The organism is Kitasatospora sp. NPDC053308 (assembly GCF_055585785.1).
The window spans coordinates 1,120,475-1,140,709 of record NZ_JBVJJY010000001.1 but is presented as its reverse complement, the minus strand read 5'-3'; the positions used below and the strand labels follow the sequence as shown (position 1 = coordinate 1,140,709).

19 protein-coding genes are annotated in these 20,235 nt (G+C 72.7%); 6 read left to right on the top strand and 13 right to left on the bottom strand.

Annotation, left to right across the window (positions count from 1 at the left end; translation table 11 throughout):
• On the bottom strand, nt 1-314 hold a 314-nt coding region (locus ACZ6Y7_RS05275), incomplete at its 3' end, for an acyl-CoA dehydrogenase family protein (RefSeq protein WP_465756448.1).
• Between the two features lie 252 nt (nt 315-566).
• On the opposite strand from ACZ6Y7_RS05275, the gene ACZ6Y7_RS05270 reads away from it, so the two are divergent.
• Both ACZ6Y7_RS05270 and ACZ6Y7_RS05265 read left to right on the top strand, forming a co-directional pair.
• A complete protein-coding gene (locus ACZ6Y7_RS05270) occupies nt 567-1,904 on the top strand; it encodes a UDP-glucose dehydrogenase family protein (RefSeq protein WP_465756447.1) in 1,338 nt (445 codons plus the stop codon).
• 118 nt (nt 1,905-2,022) lie between these two features.
• The gene (locus tag ACZ6Y7_RS05265; protein WP_465756446.1) at nt 2,023-2,436 is read left to right on the top strand and encodes a CoA-binding protein; all 414 of its coding nucleotides are present in this window, start codon (nt 2,023-2,025) and stop codon (nt 2,434-2,436) included.
• Nucleotides 2,437-2,440: 4 nt separating this feature from the next.
• Here the strand turns inward: ACZ6Y7_RS05265 and ACZ6Y7_RS05260 are convergent, their stop codons facing one another.
• From ACZ6Y7_RS05260 to ACZ6Y7_RS05250, 3 genes are read right to left on the bottom strand one after another with little or no spacing between them, the layout of a single operon-like run.
• Complete coding sequence (locus tag ACZ6Y7_RS05260; protein WP_465756445.1) at nt 2,441-3,646, bottom strand: dipeptidase; 1,206 nt, start codon at nt 3,644-3,646, stop codon at nt 2,441-2,443.
• Nucleotides 3,647-3,679: 33 nt separating this feature from the next.
• Entirely contained in the window at nt 3,680-4,204 is a 525-nt protein-coding gene (purE, locus tag ACZ6Y7_RS05255; protein WP_360216248.1) for a 5-(carboxyamino)imidazole ribonucleotide mutase, read from the bottom strand.
• Entirely contained in the window at nt 4,201-5,340 is a 1,140-nt protein-coding gene (locus ACZ6Y7_RS05250) for a 5-(carboxyamino)imidazole ribonucleotide synthase (protein ID WP_465756444.1), read from the bottom strand. Before ACZ6Y7_RS05250 ends, purE begins: the two co-directional genes overlap by 4 nt.
• A gap of 257 nt (nt 5,341-5,597) precedes the next feature.
• Between ACZ6Y7_RS05250 and ACZ6Y7_RS05245 the strand changes: the two genes are divergently transcribed.
• Entirely contained in the window at nt 5,598-6,161 is a 564-nt protein-coding gene (locus tag ACZ6Y7_RS05245) for a GtrA family protein (protein WP_465756443.1), read from the top strand.
• A gap of 162 nt (nt 6,162-6,323) precedes the next feature.
• Here the strand turns inward: ACZ6Y7_RS05245 and ACZ6Y7_RS05240 are convergent, their stop codons facing one another.
• Entirely contained in the window at nt 6,324-7,574 is a 1,251-nt protein-coding gene (locus ACZ6Y7_RS05240) for an ATP-binding protein (protein ID WP_402222303.1), read from the bottom strand.
• Between the two features lie 77 nt (nt 7,575-7,651).
• Nucleotides 7,652-8,326 carry a response regulator transcription factor gene (locus tag ACZ6Y7_RS05235; RefSeq protein ID WP_030058577.1) on the bottom strand — a complete coding sequence of 225 codons (675 nt, stop codon included), beginning with the start codon at nt 8,324-8,326 and terminating at the stop codon, nt 7,652-7,654.
• A gap of 329 nt (nt 8,327-8,655) precedes the next feature.
• On the opposite strand from ACZ6Y7_RS05235, the gene ACZ6Y7_RS05230 reads away from it, so the two are divergent.
• Complete coding sequence (locus ACZ6Y7_RS05230) at nt 8,656-10,179, top strand: peptide MFS transporter (RefSeq protein ID WP_465756442.1); 1,524 nt, start codon at nt 8,656-8,658, stop codon at nt 10,177-10,179.
• Nucleotides 10,180-10,281: 102 nt separating this feature from the next.
• Here the strand turns inward: ACZ6Y7_RS05230 and hutI are convergent, their stop codons facing one another.
• From hutI to hutU, 4 genes are all read right to left on the bottom strand, one after another.
• Nucleotides 10,282-11,457 carry an imidazolonepropionase gene (gene hutI, locus ACZ6Y7_RS05225; protein WP_465756441.1) on the bottom strand — a complete coding sequence of 392 codons (1,176 nt, stop codon included), beginning with the start codon at nt 11,455-11,457 and terminating at the stop codon, nt 10,282-10,284.
• Between the two features lie 46 nt (nt 11,458-11,503).
• A complete protein-coding gene (locus ACZ6Y7_RS05220) occupies nt 11,504-12,847 on the bottom strand; it encodes a formimidoylglutamate deiminase (RefSeq protein WP_465756481.1) in 1,344 nt (447 codons plus the stop codon).
• A 77-nt stretch (nt 12,848-12,924) separates the two neighbouring features.
• Nucleotides 12,925-14,106 (bottom strand): allantoate amidohydrolase, encoded by a 1,182-nt coding sequence (locus tag ACZ6Y7_RS05215; protein WP_465756480.1) that lies wholly within the window; start codon nt 14,104-14,106, stop codon nt 12,925-12,927.
• A 17-nt stretch (nt 14,107-14,123) separates the two neighbouring features.
• A complete protein-coding gene (gene hutU, locus ACZ6Y7_RS05210) occupies nt 14,124-15,794 on the bottom strand; it encodes a urocanate hydratase (protein WP_465756440.1) in 1,671 nt (556 codons plus the stop codon).
• 181 nt (nt 15,795-15,975) lie between these two features.
• Here hutU and ACZ6Y7_RS05205 point away from each other — a divergent pair, with 181 nt between their 5' ends.
• Nucleotides 15,976-16,548, top strand: coding sequence for a Uma2 family endonuclease (locus tag ACZ6Y7_RS05205; protein WP_465756439.1), 573 nt, complete (start codon nt 15,976-15,978; stop codon nt 16,546-16,548).
• Nucleotide 16,549: 1 nt separating this feature from the next.
• Here the strand turns inward: ACZ6Y7_RS05205 and ACZ6Y7_RS05200 are convergent, their stop codons facing one another.
• Nucleotides 16,550-16,870 carry a hypothetical protein gene (locus ACZ6Y7_RS05200; RefSeq protein ID WP_465756438.1) on the bottom strand — a complete coding sequence of 107 codons (321 nt, stop codon included), beginning with the start codon at nt 16,868-16,870 and terminating at the stop codon, nt 16,550-16,552.
• Nucleotides 16,871-16,949: 79 nt separating this feature from the next.
• Complete coding sequence (locus tag ACZ6Y7_RS05195) at nt 16,950-17,819, bottom strand: MurR/RpiR family transcriptional regulator (protein WP_465756437.1); 870 nt, start codon at nt 17,817-17,819, stop codon at nt 16,950-16,952.
• A gap of 240 nt (nt 17,820-18,059) precedes the next feature.
• Between ACZ6Y7_RS05195 and ACZ6Y7_RS05190 the strand changes: the two genes are divergently transcribed.
• Nucleotides 18,060-18,485, top strand: coding sequence for a hypothetical protein (locus ACZ6Y7_RS05190; RefSeq protein ID WP_465756436.1), 426 nt, complete (start codon nt 18,060-18,062; stop codon nt 18,483-18,485).
• A gap of 52 nt (nt 18,486-18,537) precedes the next feature.
• On the opposite strand, the gene hutH is transcribed toward ACZ6Y7_RS05190, so the two are convergent.
• Nucleotides 18,538-20,115 (bottom strand): histidine ammonia-lyase, encoded by a 1,578-nt coding sequence (hutH, locus tag ACZ6Y7_RS05185; RefSeq protein WP_465756435.1) that lies wholly within the window; start codon nt 20,113-20,115, stop codon nt 18,538-18,540.
• Between the last annotated feature and the right edge of the window lie 120 nt (nt 20,116-20,235).

The following is a 20,235-nucleotide window of genomic DNA, read 5'->3' as shown; positions in this document are numbered from 1 at the left end:
AGCGACCCGAGCTTGTTCACCGCCGGGATCAACGACGACGACGCGCACACCCGCGCGACCTCCTCGATCACGATCACCGTCGCCAGCGCGTCCGCCCCCGCACCGCCGTACTCCTCCGGCACGTGCACCGCGTGCAGGTCGTTGCCCCGCAACGCGTCCAACGCCTCCTGCGGGAACCGCCCCTGCTCGTCCACCTCCGCCGCGAACGGAGCGATCTTCGCCTCGGCCAGCGAACGCACCGCCTCACGGAGCATCTCGTGCTCCTCGGAGATACGGAAGAGATCGAAGTCAGCCGCCCCTGCGCTGCCCGCCATGATGCCTGCCTCGTCGGTTGGTGACCGAAGTCCGGCGACGTCGGATCCGGTCCGATCGAACCGGTCCGATCGACGTCGAATCCGGGGTTAACTACCGTTCAGTAGAGATCCTAGGGCTCCGACCTGCGGCTGCCTAGCGTCCCGGGCGCACGGCCGATCCCCGTACGCCCTGGCAGGACGGATAGCATCAGGGGCATCCGTACCGGTCGGGTCCGCTTCCAGACCGGTCGAGTCCGCCTCCAGGGAGAACCCGTGACCCTCCGCATCTCCGTGATCGGCACCGGCTACCTCGGCGCCACGCACGCCGCCGCGATGGCCGAGTTCGGCTTCGAGGTGCTGGGCCTGGACATCGACCCGGACAAGATCGCGATGCTCACCGCCGGCCGGGTCCCGATGTACGAGCCGGGGCTGTCCGAGCTGCTGCTCAAGCACGTGGCCGGGCACGCGGGTTCGACCGGACGGCTGCGCTTCACGAACTCCGTCCAGGAGGTCGCCGAGTTCGCCGACGTGCACTTCGTCTGTGTCAACACCCCGCAGCGCAAGGGCGAGTTCGCCGCCGACATGTCGTACGTCGACACCGCGATCGACGAGCTGGCGCCGCACCTCACCCGCCCGGCCCTGGTGGTCGGCAAGTCGACCGTGCCGGTCGGCTCGGCGGCCCGGCTGTCCGAGCGGCTCGCCGCGCTGGCGCCGGTCGGGGAGGGCGCCGAACTCGCCTGGAACCCGGAGTTCCTGCGCGAGGGCTTCGCCGTCCAGGACACCCTGCGGCCGGACCGGATCGTGGTCGGCGCCCAGAGCGAGCACGCCGAGCGGCTGCTGCGCGAGGTGTACGCCGAGCCGATCGCGGCCGGGGTGCCGTTCCTGGTCACCGACTACGCGACGGCCGAGCTGGTCAAGGCGGCCGCCAACTCCTTCCTGGCGACCAAGATCTCCTTCATCAACGCGATGGCCGAGGTCTGCGAGGCGGCGGGCGCGGACGTCACCCTGCTGTCCACGGCGCTCGGCCACGACGAGCGGATCGGCCGCAAGTTCCTCAACTCCGGCCTCGGCTTCGGCGGTGGCTGCCTGCCGAAGGACATCCGCGCGTTCATGGCCCGGGCCGGCGAGCTCGGCGCCGACCAGGCGCTGACCTTCCTGCGCGAGGTCGACTCGATCAACATGCGGCGCCGCTCGCGGATGGTCGAGCTGGCCCGCGAGCAGTGCGGCGGCGGCTTCCTGGGCCGCCGGGTGGCCGTCCTCGGCGCCGCCTTCAAGCCCGACTCGGACGACATCCGGGACTCCCCCGCCCTCAACGTGGCCGCCCAGATCCAGCTCCAGGGCGGCCAGGTCACCGTCTACGACCCGAAGGCCGTGGACAACGCCCGCAAGATGTTCCCCTCGCTCGCCTACGCCGACTCGGCGATGGAGGCCGCCGAGGGCGCCCACGTCGTCCTCCACCTCACCGAGTGGGCCGAGTTCCGCGCGCTCGACCCGGCCGAGCTCGGCGCCGTGGTCGCCGAGCGCCGCCTCCTGGACGGCCGCAACGTCCTCGACGCCGACGCCTGGCGCGCCGCCGGCTGGACCTACCGAGCCCTCGGCCGCCCGAGCTGACGGGCCTGATCAACGGGGAGCCCCGTCCCGGACTGGACCGGCTCGGACCGTCGTCGGACACCTCCCCCGCCGCCCCGAGGCACGGAATGCCGCACGCGAAGGCGTCGTTGGTACCGGCATGACGAGCTACGGCGACGAAGCGACGGTCCGCGGGATCCTCACCGGCACCGGGGACACCTGGGCCGTGGTCGGCCTGTCCACCAACACGTCCCGGGCGGCGTACGGGGTCGCCCGGGTCCTCCAGAGGTACGGCAAGCGGATCGTGCCCGTGCACCCGAAGGCCGAGACCGTCCTCGGCGAGCAGGGCTACGCCTCGCTCGCCGAGATCCCGTTCCCGGTCGACGTGGTGGACGTGTTCGTGAACAGCCGCCTCGCCGGGGAGGTGGCCGATCAGGCGGTGGCCGTCGGGGCGAAGGCGGTCTGGTTCCAGCTGGGCGTGGTGGACGAGGCCGCGTACCGGCGGACGCGGGAGGCCGGGCTGGCCATGGTGATGGACAGGTGCCCGGCCATCGAGATCCCGCGGCTGGGCTGAGGCGTCAGGCGTCCAGCCGGGCGATGGTGGCGATGGAGGGGCGGCGGGTCGCGCGCAGCCCGGCGGCCACCGACTCGGCGTCGCGCAGGACGCGCACCGCGTTGTGCCAGGTGAGCTTGGCCAGGTCGGCTTCGGACCAGTGGCGGCGCAGGAGTTCGGCGACCAGGTTGGGGTAGCCGGCCACCGAGTCCAGGCCGTCCGGCAGGAAGGCGGTGCCGTCGAAGTCGCCGCCGATGCCGATGTGGTCGATGCCGGCGACCTCGCGCATGTGGTCGAGGTGGTCGGCGACAGTGGCCGGGGTGGCGATCGGGCGCGGGTTGGCGGCCTCGAAGGCGCGCTGGCGCTCCATCGCGGGCGGGGTGGTGTCCAGCGGGTGGAAGCCGTGGGCGCGCATGTTCTCGTCGGCGGCCAGGGTCCACTCGATGGCGGCGGGCAGGATGAACTTGGGCACGAAGGTGGCCATCGCCACGCCGCCGTTGGCGGGCAGCTGGGCGAGCACGTCGTCGGGGATGTTGCGCGGGTGGTCGCAGACCGCGCGTGCGGAGGAGTGCGAGAAGACCACCGGCGCCTCGGTGACCCGCAGGGCGTCCCGCATGGTGTCGGCGGAGACGTGGGAGAGGTCGACCAGCATGCCGAGCCGGTTCATCTCCCGGACGACCTCCTCGCCGAAGCGGGTGAGCCCGCCGGCCGCCGGCTTGTCGGTCGCGGAGTCGGCCCACGGCACGTTGTCGTTGTGGGTGAGCGTCAGGTAGCGGACGCCCAGCTCGTACAGGGCGCGCAGGGTGGCGAGCGAGCAGTCGATGGAGTGCCCGCCCTCGGCGCCCATCAGGGAGGCGATCCGGCCCTCGGCGCGGGCGGCCTCCATGTCGGCGGCGGTACGGGCGAGGCGGAGGCGGTCGGGGTAGCGCTCGACCAGGGCGTGGACGAAGTCGATCTGCTCCAGGGTGGCGCTCACCGCGTGGTCGCCGGTCAGCGAGGTGGGGACGAAGACGGACCAGAACTGCGCGCCGACCCCGCCCTCCGCGAGGCGGGCGAGGTCGGTGTGCAGGCGGTCGCTCTGGTCGGCGGCGAGGTCGAGCGCGCCGAGGTCGTACCCGGCCTGCTCGCGCATCGCCCAGGGGAGGTCGTTGTGGCCGTCCACCACGGGGGCGGTGCGCAGCAGGGCGCGGGCGCGGTCCAGCGGGGTCGGGGAGTCCGGCTCATTGGTCATGGGAGCTGTTCTACCCCAACCCCTGGCGCGGGGTTACTTCCCGAAGCCGAAGGAGGAGGATCCGGCCACCTTGGCGCGGAGCTTCTTGCCCTTCTCGGTGGCCTGGTTGTTCAGCTCGGCCTGGAACTCGGTCATCCGCTCGGTGAGTTCGGGGTCGAAGGCGGCGAGCATCCGCACCGCGAGCAGGCCGGCGTTGCGCGCGCCGGCCACCGAGACGGTCGCCACCGGCACGCCGGCCGGCATCTGGACGATCGACAGCAGGCTGTCCATGCCGTCCAGGTAGCGCAGCGGCACCGGCACGCCGATGACCGGCAGCGGGGTGACGGAGGCCAGCATGCCCGGCAGGTGGGCCGCGCCGCCGGCGCCCGCGATGATCGCCTTCAGGCCGCGCCGGTGGGCGTTCTCGCCGTACGCGACCATCTCGCGGGGCATCCGGTGGGCGGAGACGACGTCCACCTCGTACGGGATCTCGAACTCGTCGAGGGCCTGGGCGGCGGCCTCCATGACGGGCCAGTCGGAGTCCGAGCCCATGACGATGCCGACAACGGGGGAGGTCATTCGGTGATCGTTCCTCGCAGGTAGGCGGCCGCGTGGCGGGCGCGCTCGCGGACGTCGTCGAGGTCGTCCCCGAAGACGTTGACGTGGCCGACCTTCCGGCCGGGCTTCACGTCCTTCCCGTACATGTGGATCCGCAGCCCGGGATCGCGGGCCATGCAGTGCAGGAAGGCGTGGTACATGTCCGGGTAGTCGCCGCCGAGGACGTTGACCATGACGGTCCACTTGGCGCGCGGCCGGGGGTCGCCGAGCGGGAGGTCGAGGACGGCCCGCAGGTGGTTCTCGAACTGCGAGGTGACGGCGCCGTCCTGGGTCCAGTGGCCGGAGTTGTGGGGGCGCATGGCCAGCTCGTTGACGAGGATCCGGCCGTCGCGGGTCTGGAACAGCTCGACGGCGAGGTGGCCGACGATGCCGAGGTCGCCGGCGATCCGCAGGGCGAGCTGCTGGGCCTCGTCGGACAGGGCCGGGTCGAGGTCCGGCGCGGGCGCGGTGACCTCGGCGCAGACGCCGTTCTCCTGGACGCTCTCCACCACCGGGTAGGCGACGGCCTGGCCGCTGGGCGAGCGGACCACGTTGGCGGCCAGTTCGCGGACGAAGTCGACCTTCTCCTCGGCCAGCACGGCGACGCCGGCCAGGAACGGGGCCTGCGCCTGCTGCTCGTCGTCGACGACCCAGACGCCCTTGCCGTCGTAGCCGCCGCGGACGGTCTTCAGCACGACGGGGTATCCGGTGCCCTCCTCGGCGAAGGCGGTGACGTCGGCCGGGTCGGCGACGATCCGGTGCCGGGGGCAGGGCACGCCGATGGAGTCCAGCTTGGCCCGCATCACGCCCTTGTCCTGGGCGTTGACCAGCGCGTCCGGGCCGGGGCGGACGGCGATGCCGTCGGCCTCCAGCGCCCGCAGGTGCTCGGTCGGGACGTGCTCGTGGTCGAAGGTGATCACGTCGCAGCCGGCGGCGAAGCGCCGCAGGGTGTCGAGGTCGCGGTAGTCACCGAGGACGACGTCGGAGACCACCTGCGCGGCGGAGTCCTGGGGCGTGTCGGCGAGGAGTTTGAACCTGACCCCGAGCGGGATGCCCGCCTGGTGTGCCATGCGGGCCAGCTGCCCGCCGCCGATCATGCCCACCACTGGAAAATTCACATTGCCCGGGGAAGTCACCCCGCCAGGATATCCGGGCCGGTGGGGGGCTGTGCCGCCGCCGGGGGGCCTCCGGGAGCGGACGCGCGTAGATGTCAAGTGGGGGCACTCGCGGCTGAGCCGTTCGATGGAAGCGGGTAGCCTGGACGGCCAGGTCCTGGTCTGCGCGGTCCGATCATGTGCGTGCACGCAGGGCTCAAGGGGTGACGCGCCACCGCGATCGGCCCTTTCGTCCCGCAGGCACAGGGAGGCAGTCCGGTATGGCGACGAGCGCAGCTTCGAAGCCCTCGCTCGCGCAGAAACTGCGCGGGCTCCAGGGCGAGGTCGTGAAGTTCGGCATCGTCGGCCTGAGCGGCGTGGTGGTCAACTTCGCCGTCTTCTGGGTCTGCATCAACGGCCTGGGCCTGGCCTCGGTGCGGTCGAACATCGTGGCGACGGTGATCGCGATCGCCACCAACTACCTCGGCTACCGCTACTGGCTGTACCGGGACCGCGACGCCGCCTCGCGCAAGCGCGAGATCACGCTGTTCCTGGTGTACAGCGGCATCGGCATGCTGATCGAGACCGGTGTCCTCGGGTTCTCGGTGTACGTCCTCGACCTGCGCTCGCACTACGAGCAGATCGGCGCCAAGGTGATCGGCCTCGCGGTCGCCACCGTGTTCCGCTTCGTCTCGTACCGCACCTGGGTGTTCAAGGCCACGCCGGAGCAGCCGGTCGAGCTGCCGGCCCAGGAGCCGGCGGGCGCGGACAGCGGCCAGGAGCTGGCTGCCCAGGCCGAGCTGATGCTGGCGGCCGAGCAGATCCGCTACGCCAAGGCCGAGTAGGCCCGCCCCGCGAACCCGCACAGCCCGCGATCCCGCGCAGCCCCGGCAGGCCGTTCCGGCCGCCGGGGCTCGCCGTTTCCCGGCCGACTCGGCGTGCTGCGGGGCGCCTGAAACCCGCTCGCGGGGCTTCCCGGCCCCGGACCGGACTGCCTCGGACGCGCCTCAGTCGTCCTTGCGGCTCCGCCCCAGGAAGAGCGCGAAGACCGCGGGCTTCAGCGACAGCAGTTCGAGCCGTCCGCCGTCCGCCTCCGCGAGGTCGCGGGCGACGGCGAGGCCGATGCCGGTGGAGTTGCGGCCGCTGACCGCGCGCTCGAACACCCGGTTGCCGAGGTCGGCCGGCACCCCGGCGCCCTCGTCCTGCACCTCGACCACCACCGAGGTGCCGGACGGCCGGACCCGCAGGGTGATCGTCCCGGCGCCGTGCATCAGGGAGTTCTCGATCAGGGTGGCCAGGACCTGGGCGACCGTCCCCGGGGTGCCGACGGCCGTGATCCCGTGCAGGCCCTCCAGGGACAGCACCCGGCTCCGCTCGCGCAGGGTCGGGCCCCATTCCTCCACCTGCTGCTTGATGACCTCGTCGAGGTCGAAGGCGACGGCGGTGGGGCTGCGCGGGTCGCGCTGGGTGGTCAGCAGCCGCTGGACGACGTCGGTGAGCCGCTCGACCTGCTGGAGGGCGATGGCCGCCTCCTCCTTGACGGTCTCCGGGTCCTCGGCGACGGCGGTGATCTCCTCCAGCCGCATGGAGAGCGCGGTGAGCGGGGTGCGCAGCTGGTGCGAGGCGTCGGCGGCGAGCCGGCGCTCGGCGGTGAGCATCCGGGCGATCCGCTCGGCGCTGGTGTCCAACACCTCGGCGACCCGGTCGAGTTCGGGCACGCCGTAGCGGCGGTCGCGCGGGCGCGGGTCGCCGGAGCCGAGCCGTTCGGCGGTCTCGGCGAGGTCGGTGAGCGGGCGGGCGAGCCGTTTGGCCTGCCAGACCGCGAGCGCCACGGCGGCCTGGACGGCGAGCAGGGCGACCACCCCGAGCAGCAGCAGGTTGTTGGCGATCTCGTGGTCGACGTCCGCGCGGGACTGCTCGACGGTGACGGTCTCGCCGCTGTTGCCGCGTTCGACGGCCTTCAGCAGGTGGTCACCGGCCGGGCGCCGGCCCGCCGACAGGACCGGCTGGCCGGGGATCTGCACCTCGACGTAGCTGCCCTCGGTGACCTGGCTCTCGAAGGCCCGCTCGTTGGTGACCGACTCGCCCGCCGCGATCCGGCTCTCGACCAGGGCGAGCACCCGGACGGCGGCCGCGTCCACCCGGTCCTGGGCCGAGTTGACGATGGTGCGCTTCTCGACCAGGGCGAGCGGCACGCAGAACACCACGACCACCACCAGGACGACGCCCAGCAGCGAGTTGATCATCCGGCGTTTCACGCTGCCGCTCCCCGTGGTGTTCCGCTCGACCGGTCGTGCCCGGCCCCGTGCTCCGTACGGGGTCTCCGTACGGGGGTCTAATTCTTCTCGAACCGGAAGCCCACGCCGCGCACGGTGGCGATGTAGCGGGGGTTGGCCGCGTCGTCGCCGAGCTTCTTGCGCAGCCAGGAGATGTGCATGTCCAGGGTCTTGGTGGAGGTCCACCACGTGGTGTCCCAGACCTGCCGCATGATCTCCTCGCGGGTGACCACCCGGCCGGCGTCCCGGACCAGCACGCGCAGCAGCTCGAACTCCTTGGCGGAGAGGGTGAGCTCCTCGTCGCCGAGCCAGGCGCGGTGGGACTCGATGTCGATCTTCACCCCGTGCGCGCCGGTGGTGAGCTGGTCGACGTTGCCGCGCCGGAGCAGGGCCCGGACGCGGGCGAGCAGCTCGGCCAGGCGGAAGGGCTTGGTGACGTAGTCGTCGGCGCCGGCGTCCAGGCCGACCACGGTGTCCACCTCGTCGGCGCGGGCGGTGAGCACCAGGACGGGGCAGCTCTTGCCGTCGGCGCGCAGGCGGCGGCAGACCTCCAAGCCGTCCATCTCGGGCAGGCCGAGGTCCAGGACGACGAGGTCGACCTCCTCGGTGAGGCCGGCGGCGAGTGCGGTCGGACCGTCCTCGCGGACGAGCACCTCGTAGCCCTCGCGTCGCAGGGCCCGGGCGAGCGGTTCGGAGATCGCCGGATCGTCCTCGGCGAGCAGCACACAGGTCATGGGGTGATGGTAGTCCGCCGGGGTATGCCCGTACGCCCTGTGAGGTAGTTCACAGAGCGTGATCGTTATATAAGCATCCGACTGATCTCAACGGGTCGTTGCAGACCGGCGGTTCGGCGCAGAACCCCCCTCTGGATCTTGAATCCGAAGGAAGAGAACCCCATCTACCATGGATCAATCGAAAGGATCTTCCGATTCCTTTGCCATCGCGATACCTGATTCGCCGTGTTTGTCATCTGATAGAGCCAAATATCGCCACGTAGAGTGGTTTGGTCCACGTCCGCCGCCACCCCCCTAGGCGGACGCTGTCAGGCAAGGAACCACTACTCATGGCGTCTACCACCCGGGCTGCCGACCTCGCGTCGACCTCCCCCAGCGGCAAGACCTTCCTCGGGCACCCCCGAGGCCTCGCCACGCTGTTCATGACCGAGATGTGGGAGCGCTTCTCCTACTACGGCATGCGCGCCCTGCTGATCTACTACCTGGTCTCCGGCGGTGCCGACGCGGCAGCCGGCAGCCAGGGCGGCGGCCTCGCCATGAAGGCGACGATGGCGACGGCGATCTACTCCGTCTACGTCTCCATGGTCTACCTCATGGCCTACCCCGGCGGCTGGTTCGGCGACCGGGTCTGGGGCGCCCGCAAGACCGTCACCGTCGCCGGCTTCGTGATCATGGCCGGCCACCTCGCGCTGGCCGTCCCCGGCCAGGCGGCGTTCTTCACCGGCCTGCTCCTGGTCGCGCTCGGCTCCGGGCTGCTGAAGGCCAACATCTCCACGATGGTCGGCCACCTCTACGACGGCCCCGAGGACCCGCGCCGCGACGGTGGTTTCACCGTCTTCTACATGAGCATCAACCTGGGCGCCTTCGCCGCCCCGTTCATCATCGGAACGGTCGGCAAGGAGTACAACTGGCACCTGGGCTTCGCGCTGGCCGCCGTCGGCATGGGCCTCGGGCTGCTGCAGTTCCTGCTGGGCACCCGCCACCTGAGCCCCAAGAGCAGCCTGGTCCCGAACCCGCTGCTGCCCGCGGAGCGCAAGAACCTGCTGGTGAAGGCCGGCGCGGTCGTCCTCGGCGCCGTCGTCTTCTACGCCGCCGTCGTCGCTCTCGGCGTCTACACCCTGAACTGGGCGCTGGTCCCGCTGACCGTCGCCGGTCTGCTGATCCCGGTCGCCGTGCTGGTCCGCATCAAGCGTGACAAGGACCTGGACGCCGGCGAGCAGTCCAAGATGACCGCCTACATCTGGTTCTTCGTCGCGGCCGCCGCGTTCTGGATGATCTACGACCAGGGCGGGTCCACCCTGTCCCTGTTCGCGGACAAGAACACCGCGGACTCCGTCCTCGGCTTCGGCTTCTCGTCCACCTGGTACCAGTCGCTGAACCCGCTGTTCGTGATGGCGCTCGCGCCGGTCTTCGCCTGGCTGTGGCTGTGGCTGGCCCGCCGCAACAAGGAGCCCAACACCATCACGAAGTTCGCGATGGGCCTGGTCCTGATCGGCGCCTCGTTCTTCATCTTCATCGTCCCGATGAACATGGCGGGCGACGGCACCAAGGTCTCCCCGATGTGGCTGGTCTCGATCTACATGATCCAGACCATCGGCGAGCTGTGCCTCTCCCCGGTCGGCCTCTCGGTCACCACCAAGATGGCGCCGCAGAAGTACGCCTCCCAGATGATGGGTGTCTGGTTCCTCGCCGTCACCGCCGGTGACTGCACCACCAGCCTCCTCTCGCTGGCCGGCGTCAACCTCGACGGCACCGGCATCATCGCGGCGCAGGCGGCGCTCGCGGCCCTGGCGGGCTTCGCGGTCTACAGCTACCGCAAGCGCGTCCAGGCCCTCATGGGCGGCGTGCGCTGACGCCCGCCTGACCGGCTCACGACTCCGGGGCCGCCGTGGATTCCTGAGATCCACGGCGGCCCCGGTCGTCATTTCCCCCGGGCTCCGGGCCCGGCCCCCCGCTCAGAGCTCGCGGACGCCCGCGCGCCAGACCGCGGCGGTCAGCGGCACACCCGGGCGGTAGGCCAGGTGGACGTGCGAGGGGGCGTCGAGCAGCAGCAGGTCGGCGCGCGCGCCGGGCGCGACCACGCCGACGTCGCCGCGCCGCAGCGCCCGGGCACCGCCCGCGGTGGCCGCCCAGACCGCCTCGTCCGGCGTCATGCCCATCTCCCGCACCGCGACCGCGATGCAGAAGGCCATCGAACTGGTGAAGCTGGAGCCCGGGTTGCAGTCGGTGGACAGCGCCACCACCGCCCCCGCGTCCAGCAGCCGCCGCCCGCTCGGGTACGCGGCCCGGGTGGAGAACTCGGCCCCCGGCAGCAGCGTCGCGACCGTCCCCGAACCGGCCAGCGCCGCCACGTCCTCGTCCGTCAGATGGGTGCAGTGGTCCGCCGAGGCGGCCCCCAGCTCGACGGCGAGCTGCACGCCGGGGCCGTACGAGAGCTGGTTGGCGTGCACCCGGGGGGTGAGTCCGCGCTCGATGCCGGCGGTCAGGACCGCCCGCGCCTGGTCGCCGTCGAAGGCGCCCTTCTCGCAGAACACGTCCACCCAGCGGGCGTGCGGGGCGCAGGCGTCCAGCATCTCGCCGGTGACCAGGTCGACGTACCCGGCCGGGTCCTCGGCGAACTCGGGGGCGACCACGTGCGCGCCCAGGTAGGTGGTCTCCGGCGTGTGCCGCGAGGCGATCCGCAGCGCCCGGGCCTCGTCCGCCACCGTCAGCCCGTAGCCGGACTTGCACTCGATGGTGGTGGTGCCCTGGCGCAGCGCCTCCCGGACGAACCGCTGCAGGTTGGCGTCCAGTTCGGCGTCGCTCGCGGCCCGGGTGGCCGCCACCGTGGTGCGGATGCCGCCCGCGGTGTACGCCTGCCCGGACATCCGGGCGTTGAACTCGGCGGTGCGGTCGCCCGCGAACACCAGGTGGGCGTGCGAGTCGACGAAGCCGGGCAGCAGGGCCCGGCCCTCGGCGTCGAAGCGGTCGTCCGCCGCCGGGGCCTGCGCCGCCGGGCCGACCCAGGCGACGGTGGCGCCGTCCAGCACCACGGCCGCGTCGGTCAGCAGGCCGAGCGGCCCGGCGCCCTGCCCGGGGTCGTTGGTGACCAGGCTGCCGATGCCCGTGATCAAGGTGGTCCTGGTGCTCAAGACAAGCCCTTCCGAGGGGAGTTGGGGAGGATTCGGCCGCCGGGGCTCAGCAGTCCAGCGCGCCGATGGCGGACCGCAGCGCACCCGGCACGTCGGCCACCAGCTGGTGCACGCCGTCCCGGACGACGTGCCGGCCGCCGACCACCAGGTGCCGTACGTCCGCCGCCGAGGCCGCGAAGACCGCGGTCTCGGCGCCGAGCCGGGGCGGCGGGCCCGCGGTGCGGACGGAGTCCAGCGCGATCACCGTGAAGTCGGCGAGCGCGCCGGTCTCGATCCGCCCGGCTTCCGGCCAGCCGAGCGAGGCGTGCCCGTCCTCGGTGCCGGCCCGCAGCAGCGCGTTGGCCGTCCAGTGTCCGCGGGTCCGGGTGCGCAGCCGCTCGTCCAGCTCCAGCGCCCGGGCCTCCTCGAACGGGTCGATGACCGCGTGGCTGTCGCTGCCCAGGGTGACCGGGCAGCCCGCCGAGGCGAGTCGGCGGGCCGGGCCGATGCCGTCCGCGAGGTCCCGCTCGGTGGTGGGGCACATGCAGACGGTCGTGGAGGAGTCGGTGAGGAGCTTGACGTCCTCGTCGGTGAGGTGGGTGGCGTGCACGGCCGAGGTGCGCGGGCCGAGCGCGCCGTGGTCGGCGAGCAGCCGGGTCGGGGTGACGCCGTGCGCGGCGAGGCAGGCGTCGTTCTCGGCGGTCTGCTCGGACAGGTGGACGTGCAGCGGCGCGCTGCGCGTCGCCGCCCAGTGCGCGACGGTGCCCAACTGCTCGGCCGGGACGGCCCGGACGGAGTGGATGGCGGCACCGATCCGGGCGTGCTCGCGCGGCTTGAGCGCGTCCGCCCGCTCGGCCCAGGCCTGCGCGTCGCCGTCGCTGAACCGCTGCTGCGGCTTGGTCGGTTCGGCGCCGAAGCCGGACGACAGGTAGCAGGTGTCCAGCAGGGTGATCCGGATGCCGGCCCGGGCGGCGGCCTCGATCAGCGCCTCGCCCATCGCGTTCGGGTCGTCGTAGCGGGCGCCGCCGTGCGCGTGGTGCAGGTAGTGGAACTCGCCGACGGCGGTGATCCCGGCCAGCGCCATCTCGGCGTAGACGGCGGTGGCGAGTTCCAGGTAGGCGTCCGGGTCGAGCGCGCCGGCGAACCGGTACATGGTGTCGCGCCAGGTCCAGAAGGTGCCGGAGCCGACCTGCACGTGCCCGCGCAGCGCCCGGTGGAAGGCGTGCGAGTGGGCGTTGGCCTGGCCGGGCAGCAGCAGCCCGTCGAGCCGGACGGCGCCGGACGGGCAGGGCCCGCTGTCCGGCGTCACCGAGGCGATCAGGCCGCCGGGGCCGGTGGCGATCAGCACGTCCCGCTCGACCACCGGCCCGTTGGGGTGCGGCAGCCACGCGTACTGCGCCCAGTAGCGCACTGCCGTCGCCCCGGTCTCTGCCGTCGCCCCGGTCTCTGCGGTCGGCGCGGTCGCCTCGGTCGGCGCGGTCGCTGCGGTCACTGACACGCCAGGTCCTCCAGTACGTCGGCGAGGGCGGAGACCCCGGCCAGGCAGTCGGCCACCTCGGCGTGCTCGGCCGGGGAGTGCGAGACGCCGGTGGGGTTGCGCACGAACAGCATCGCGGTCGGGATCGCGGACGCCAGGATCCCGGCGTCGTGTCCCGCGCCGGTGGGCAGCACCGGGGCGTCCAGCAGCTTGGCGAGCCGGTCGCGCAGCGGGCCGTCGAAGTCCACCACCGGGGTGTAGGACTCGCGGGTCAGCTCGACCCGGACGCCGTCGCGCTCGCCGCGCTCGGCGGCGGCCTGCTCGATCTCGGCGACCAGCGCGGTCAGGGTGCGCTCGTCGGCCGCCCGGGAGTCCAGCCAGCCGCGCACCAGCGAGGCGATCGCGTTGGTGCCGTTGGGCTCGACCGCGACCTTGCCGAAGGTGGCCAGCGCGCCCGCCTGCTTCGCCTTCTTGCGGGCGGACAGCACCGTGTTGGCGTAGGTCAGCATCGGGTCGCGGCGGTCCTCGATCCGGGTGGTGCCGGCGTGGTTGGCCTCGCCGTGGAAGTCGAACCGCCAGCGGCCGTGCGGCCAGATCGCGCCGGCCACGCCGACCGGCTGCCCCTCGGCGAGGTAGCGCCCCTGCTCGACGTGGAGCTCCACGAAGGCGCCGATCCGGGACAGCCGGTCGTCGTCCGCGCCGATCCCGGTCGGGTCGTAGCCGGCCTTCTCCATCGCGTCGGGCAGCCGGACGCCGCCGGCGTCGCGCAGCTCGTACGCGGCCTCGCGGGAGAGCACCCCGGCGGTGAGCCGGGAGCCGATGCAGGCCACCCCGAACCGGGCGCCCTCCTCGTCACCGAAGTTGACGATCGCCAGCGGCCGGGTGAACTCGGTTCCCCGGGCGCGGAGTTCGTCCAGTGCGGCGAAGGAGGAGACCACCCCGAGCGGGCCGTCGAAGGCGCCGCCGTCCGGGACGGAGTCCAGGTGCGAGCCGGTGACGACGGCCCCGCCGGCCTGCGGGTCGCCGAGCCAGGCCCACTGGTTGCCGTTGCGGTCCAGCTCGTACGCCAGGCCGCGGTCGCGGGCCTGCTGCTCGAACCAGGCCCGGCACTCGGCGTCGGCGGAGTTCCAGGCGAAGCGGCGGTAGCCGCCGGAGGAGGCGGAGCGGCCCACGGGGAGCAGCTCCGCCCACATCTGCTCGAAACCGGAGGTCACAGCTCGCCCATCGGGATGCGGACCCCGCGCTCGGCGGCGACCTCGTCGGCGCGGTCGTAGCCGGCGTCCACGTGCCGGATGACGCCCATGCCCGGGTCGTTGGTGAGCACCCGGCGGATCTTCTCCCCGGCCAGCGCGGTGCCGTCGGCGACGGTGACCTGGCCGGCGTGGATCGAGCGGCCGATGCCGACGCCGCCGCCGTGGTGGATGGAGACCCAGGAGGCGCCGGAGGCGACGTTCACCATGGCGTTGAGCAGCGGCCAGTCGGCGATCGCGTCCGAGCCGTCCAGCATCGCCTCGGTCTCCCGGTACGGGGAGGCGACCGAGCCGCAGTCCAGGTGGTCGCGGCCGATGACGATCGGCGCGGACAGCTCGCCGGAGGCGACCATGTCGTTGAAGCGCTCGCCGGCCTTGTCGCGCTCGCCGTAGCCGAGCCAGCAGATGCGCGCGGGCAGGCCCTGGAAGTGCACCTTCTCCTGGGCCATCTTGATCCAGCGGGCCAGCGACTCGTTCTCCGGGAACAGGTCGAGGACGGCCTTGTCGGTCTTGTGGATGTCCTGCGGGTCGCCGGACAGCGCCGCCCAGCGGAACGGGCCCTTGCCCTCGCAGAACAGCGGGCGGATGTACGCCGGGACGAAGCCGGGGAAGGCGAAGGCGCGGTCGTAGCCGGCCAGCTGGGCCTCGCCGCGGATCGAGTTGCCGTAGTCGAAGACCTCGGCGCCGCGGTCCAGGAAGCCGACCATCGCCTCGACGTGCTTGGCCATGGACTCGCGGGAACGCTGGGTGAACTCGGCGGGCTTCTCGGCGGCGTAGGTCGCCATGTCCTCGAAGGCGACGCCGATCGGCAGGTAGCTCAGCGGGTCGTGGGCGCTGGTCTGGTCGGTGACGATGTCGATCGGCGCGTCCATCGCGAGCAGCTGCGGGAAGAGCTCGGCGGCGTTGCCCAGCAGGCCGATGGAGAGCGGCCGCTTCTTGTCGCGGGCCTCGGTGGCCAGCTGCAGGGCGTGGTCGAGGTTCTCGGCCTCGACGTCCAGGTAGCGGTGCTCGATCCGGCGGGAGATCCGGGACGGGTCGCAGTCGATGCAGATCGCCACGCCGCCGTTCATGGTGACGGCCAGCGGCTGGGCGCCGCCCATGCCGCCGAGGCCCGCGGTGAGGGTGATGGTGCCCTCCAGCGTGCCGTTGTAGCGCTTGTTGGCGACGGCGGCGAAGGTCTCGTAGGTGCCCTGGAGGATGCCCTGGGTGCCGATGTAGATCCAGGAGCCGGCGGTCATCTGGCCGTACATGGTGAGCCCGAGGCTTTCCAGCCGGCGGAACTCCTCCCAGTTGGCCCAGTCGCCGACCAGGTTGGAGTTGGCGATCAGCACGCGCGGCGCCCACTCGTGGGTCTGCATCACACCGACGGGGCGGCCGGACTGGACCAGCATGGTCTCGTCCTGCTTCAGCCCCTGCAGCGTCTTCACCATGGCGTCGAAGGAACGCCAGTCGCGCGCCGCCTTGCCGGTGCCGCCGTACACGACGAGCTTCGACGGGTGCTCGGCCACCTCGGGGTCGAGGTTGTTCATGAGCATCCGCAGGGCCGCCTCCTGCTGCCAGCCCTGCGTCGTGAGCCCCGTGCCCCGCGCCGCGCGCACCTCGCGCGGTCCGCTCGTCTGCTGCTGCACCATGGTCCCGGCCTCCTGCGGATGGATTCATTCAAGCTCTGTTCGGTTGAATATAACTAAACAACCGGCTTTCGACCAGAGCCCGGAGCAATCCGATCAGCCCCGGCCCCGGCCGACTTGACGCGCTAGCCTGAACCGGGCGAACACCAGCCACTCGGCCCAGTGCCGGGGAGCGGAGGACACGATGACGGCCATCGGCGTACGGCCCGGCCGACTCCGGGACGTGGCGCAGGAGATCGAGCGGAGCACAGGACTTCGCGTCCAGATCATCGGGGGAACCCTGGTGATGTCCCCGACCCCGCGCGGCAAGCACGCGGGGACCACCAAGCGCCTGTCCCGCCAGCTCGACGCCGGGCTCCCGGACAGCCTGGGCGCCTACGAGGTCTCGTCGATCGCCATGCCCGACAACACGGAGGACTACGCGACGCCCGCCCTCGTCGTTCTGCCCCGCGACTGGGAAGACGACGACGAATGGTTGGCGGACCCGCACGACGTCGAGCTGGCCGTGGAGGTCGTCTCGACCTCCGAGCGGATCAGCCTCACCGCCGCCACGACGAGCTGGTACGCGATCGCGGGCGTGCCGGTCCTCCTGGCGGTCGACCCCCGCAAGGGCGCCTGGACACTCCACACCCACCCTCGCGACGGCGAGTACCAGGGCGTCCTGCACGGCACGTACGGCGAGCCCGTTCCACTGCCCGCGCCGCTGCCCGCCGCCCTGGACACCTCCGACCTCCCGCTCTACGCGCCCCGCCGCTGAGTCAGGCCGCCGCGTCGCCGCCGTCCCAGTCGATGCCGATCTCGGCGAGCCAGCGGCGGTCGTCGGCGTCGGGGGCGGCCGGAGAGGGCGGGCGGGGGATGTTCTGGACGGGGCCGAGGCCGTACTTCTCGGTGGCGGCGGCCTGGGCATCGGGTTCGATGACGCCGACGTGCACGGCGGACTCGTCGCCCGGGTCGAGGACGGTCAGTTCGGGTTCGGGCAGGCGCCGCAGGGTGACGCGGCGTCCGCAGGCGGGGCAGGACCATTCGTCGGCACCCGAGGACAGGCGGGCGACGAACTTCATCTCGTGGATCACGCGCATGGGCGGCACCCCCTGCAGGAGGGGATGCCCCCGTTGGTGACGGCTATGCCGGCCGTGTCCCTGCTGTGTCCGGCGGCGCCTATTCGAGGAACAGTCCGCGCGCCGTCGCCGACTGCTCGATGGCCTCCAACCGGGCCTCCGCGCCCGGGAGTTCGTCGCACATGGCCTGCAGCAGCACCCGGCCGAGCATCATCGGCGCGCACGCGGTGTCGAAGACCAGCCCGGTGCCGACGGCGGCCGGCAGCATCAGGTCGGACAGCTTGGCGACCGGCGCGAAGGCGCTGTCGGCCACGGTGAGCACCGTCAGCCCGCACTCCCGGGCCACCGCCAGCGCGTCCATCAGTTCCCGCGGGTAGCGCGGCAGCGCGAAGCAGAGCAGCGCGGTGGCCCCGGCCGCGGCGGCCTGTTCGAGACGGTCGGCGAGCATGCTGCCGCCCTCGTCCAGCAGCCGGATGTCCGGGTGCACCTTGGACGCGAAGTACGCGAAACCGCGGGCCTGCGCCGAGGCGGCCCGCAGGCCGAGCACCGGCAGCGGGCGGGAGGCGGCGAGCAGCCGGGCGGCCCGGATGATCGGTTCCGGGTCGGCGAGGAGTTCGGCGAGGTGGCGCAGGTGCGCGATCTCGGCGAGCACGGCCTGCTGGTGCTCGTTGCGCACCGCGTCGTCCGGGGTCTCGGGCGCGGCCGGTTCCCCGCCGCCGAGTTCGCGCAGCTGCTTGCGCAGCGCCGGGTAGCCGTCGTACCCGAGCGCGACCGCGAAGCGGGTGACGGAGGGCTGGCTGACGCCCGCGAGTTCGGCGACCTCCACGCTGGAGAGGAACGGCGCCTCGGTGGCGTGCCGCACCAGCGAGTGCGCGATCCGGCGCTGGGTCGGCGTGAGCCGGTGCCCCTCGAACAGCTGGAGCAGCCGGGCGGAGGGGCCGACGCTGCCGGTCTCGTCGGTGGCGGTCATCAGCAATACCTCCGGATGCGAGCGGTTCGGACGACGACTGTGCAGCAGCGCGCGCCGCCTGGCAAAGACGTCTCGCACGACGGGACGCCTCGTGGGACGTCCCGCGGGTCGGACGGGACAGGGCGGAGACGGTCGCGCGCCCGTCTCCGGCTCGGGGTGACCCTGATTTGTCCCTGAGCCCGCCCGGATTCCCCCGCGAACGGATGGACCGGGCGCCCCGGCGGCACCAGGCTGTCCTCCATGGACACTCGCCAGGACGACCTGCGGCGCGACCTCGACGCCACCCTGCAGGCCCGCAAGGAGCTGGGCAAGGAGTACGAGGACGAACTCGTCGACTCCTTCATGAAGCGCCTCGACGCCCGTCTGGACGCCCGGGTCGAGCGCTCCGTCGCCCGACGGCTGGACGACGAGCCGCGCTCGCACCACGACCGCCACCGCGGACGCCGCCAGGGCTGGGGCAAGCGCTCCGGCACCGGGCTCGCGGTGGTCTCGATGGCCTTCGGCATCCCACTGACCGCGATCGCCGGCGACTCCGCGAACGGCGGCTTCGCCGGCCTGCTGGTCTGCTGGGCGGGCATCGTCGGGGTCAACGTCGCCGCCGCGTTCGGCGAGCGCCGCAACCGCGACGACCGCGAGGACCGCCGGTCGCGGGACGACTGGGACTGAGTCCCGGTCGCCCCGCGCCGAGCGGGCGTCAGCCGTCCGGCGGGCCGGCGGGTCAGGCCAGCGGGCCGGTGACCTTCTCCACCGCGCGCACCAGCTCGCCGGAGGCGACCAGCGCCGCGGCCGCCTCCAGGTCCGGCGAGAGGAAGCGGTCGCGGCCGGCGCCGCCGACCCCCGCCTCCCGGGCGACGGCCAGCGCGGCCGCGGTCGCCGGCGCGATCCGGCCGGAGGAGTCGGCCTGCTGACGGATCTCCAGCGCGCGGGCGGCGGCGGTGAGTTCGACGGCCAGGATCCGGCCCAGGTTGTCGACGGCCTGGCGCAGCTTGCGCGCGGCCGACCAGCCCATCGACACGTGGTCCTCCTGCATCGCGGAGGACGGGATCGAGTCGACCGAGGCCGGGACGGCGAGCCGCTTGTTCTCGCTGACCAGCGCCGCCTGGGTGTACTGGGCGATCATCAGACCGGAGTCCACGCCCGGGTCGTCGGCCAGGAAGGCCGGCAGGCCGTGCGAGCGGGTCTTGTCGAGCAGCCGGTCGGTGCGGCGCTCGGAGATCGAGCCGAGGTCGGCGGCGGCGATGGCGAGGAAGTCCAGCACGTACGCGACCGGGGCGCCGTGGAAGTTGCCGTTGGACTCCACCCGGCCGTCCGGCAGCACGACGGGGTTGTCGACCGAGGCGGCCAGCTCGCGGGAGGCGACCAGCTGGGCGTGGGCCAGGGTGTCCCGGCCGGCGCCGGCCACCTGCGGGGCGCAGCGGATCGAGTACGCGTCCTGGACCCGCGGCGCGTCGTCCTGGTGGTGGCCGGTGAGCCCGGAGCCCTTGAGGACGGCGAGCATGTTGGCGGCGCTCAGCGCCTGGCCCGGGTGCGGGCGGATCGGGGCGTGCAGCTCGGGGGCGAGCACCTTGTCGGAGCCGAGCAGCGCCTCCAGGGTCATCGCGGCGGTGATGTCGGCGGTGGTGAACAGGCGGCTGAGGTCGGAGATGGCCATCACCAGCATGCCGAGCATGCCGTCGGTGCCGTTGATGAGGGCGAGGCCCTCCTTCTCCAGCAGCTCGACCGGCTCGATGCCGGCGGCGGCGAGCAGCTCGGCGACGGGCCTCTCGACGCCGTCCGGGCCGGTGGCGGTGCCCTCGCCCATCAGGACGAGCGCGCAGTGGGACAGCGGCGCGAGGTCGCCGGAGCAGCCGAGCGAGCCGAACTCCCGGACCACCGGGGTGATGCCCGCGTTGAGCACGGCGGCCATGGTCTGGGCGACCAGCGGCCGGACGCCGGTGCGGCCGGAGGCCAGCGTCTTCATCCGCAGGAACATCAGCGCGCGGACCACCTCGCGCTCGACCGCCGGGCCCATGCCGGCGGCGTGCGAGCGCACCAGCGACCGCTGCAGCTGGGCGCGCAGCTCGGGGCTGATGTGCCGCACGGCGAGCGCGCCGAAGCCGGTCGACACGCCGTAGACGGGACGCGGCTCGGCCGCGAGGGCGTCGATCCGCGCGCGGGCGGCCGCCATCTCGGCGAGCGCGTCGGGACCGATCTCGACCCGGGCGTTGCCCCGGGCGACGGCCAGGACGTCCTCGGCGCTGACGTCGGCCTTGCCGACCAGGACCAGCGGAGCGTCGGGGGCCACAGCACTGTGCATATCCATATACACCATCACATCAGGTGAATGAAGATATGACAACAGGTGTTCGCCATCCGGATTCTCCGCCGTCCGGATCCGCACCGCACACCGCGGGGCCCCCACCCGCCCCGCCACCGC